Genomic DNA, 397 nt, shown 5'->3' with positions numbered 1-397 from the left:
CCCGAGCAGAGTCAGGTGGAGTAACTCGCCCTCACGCTCGGCTAGCCCAGCCTGTAATAGGCGCTCGACAAGCCTAGCAACCTCCTGTTCCACCATCGGGATCCATTGCGGGTTTGCCCGCGATGCCGAGTAGCCGCCGAACGTATTGACCAGCAGACCAGGGATTTCGGCGGAACGCACGCCACGAACCTGGCTAAGTAAGCGCAATGTCCAAGTGGGCAGGTCGCGATGCTGGAAGGATGAGTTCACGTCTTCCGGAACGCCAAGCACATACCTTTGGAACAACTGTGCACGTTCTATAGGCGTATCGGCGAGGATGATGGCCTTTCCGGTCTCATTGAATCCAAGCCGTCCCGCCCGTCCGGCCATATTCTTATACTCTGCGACGGTGAACGGC

Annotated in this window: 1 protein-coding gene; it reads right to left on the bottom strand. The window is 58.4% G+C overall.

Annotated features, from left to right (window positions below):
• A partial coding sequence (locus tag KMS84_RS44040; RefSeq protein ID WP_256921404.1) for a hypothetical protein occupies positions 1-369 on the bottom strand: 369 nt, incomplete at its 3' end.
• Positions 370-397 lie beyond the last annotated feature (28 nt).

Source organism: Streptomyces hilarionis (assembly GCF_024539675.1).
Taxonomy (GTDB): Bacteria; Actinomycetota; Actinomycetes; order Streptomycetales; family Streptomycetaceae; genus Streptomyces; species Streptomyces hilarionis.
Note: the sequence above shows the minus strand (reverse complement) of the source record. Positions and strands in the feature narration are given on the sequence as shown.